The organism is Streptomyces actuosus, from assembly GCF_016921115.1.
Classification (GTDB): Bacteria; Actinomycetota; Actinomycetes; order Streptomycetales; family Streptomycetaceae; genus Streptomyces; species Streptomyces actuosus_A.
The window spans coordinates 1-471 of the sequence record NZ_JAFFZS010000180.1 but is presented as its reverse complement, the minus strand read 5'-3'; the positions used below and the strand labels follow the sequence as shown (position 1 = coordinate 471).

1 protein-coding gene is annotated in these 471 nt (G+C 52.0%); it reads left to right on the top strand.

Features of this window, described 5'->3' with window-relative positions:
- Positions 1 to 248 precede the first annotated feature (248 nt).
- Positions 249 to 471 (top strand): hypothetical protein (locus tag JS756_RS39055; protein WP_205387474.1); only part of this gene is annotated, 223 nt, incomplete at its 3' end.

Below are 471 nucleotides of genomic sequence, written 5' to 3'. Positions count from 1 at the left end.
ACCTATCTCAAACGTCGTCATCTACTCTAGTTTCGGAAGCGGGGAGTGATAATAACGATGCCATATCCTTGCTTAGCAATAGGCTACGCAGCGTAGGTGGCTATCTAGAGGAACTGGATTGGATCTCGTCTGATCTATCCCGCACAACCGAGTTTGAAAAGCGCTCTTCACCGCCATGGGTTGCAAGAGCGGAAGAGCTCAAATCCAACAAGACCATCTCTCCGGACGCAGATGAGGAGATCCGCCGATTGAAGAACGAAATCCAAGAAGCCTCGACAGCGCTAGGCGTCAAGGACAAGACCATCGAAGAACAGGGCATCAAAGTGGAACTTGTCGAGTCTAGGATGCGCGAAGCCAGCAAGAAAGCATCAATGGTCAAGGAACTCGAAGCCAAGATCGAACAAATGCAGACGCAGGAGACGGAGCTCGTGGGCGCCGTGGAGCAACAGCGAAAGGACCTGGAAGCTATGG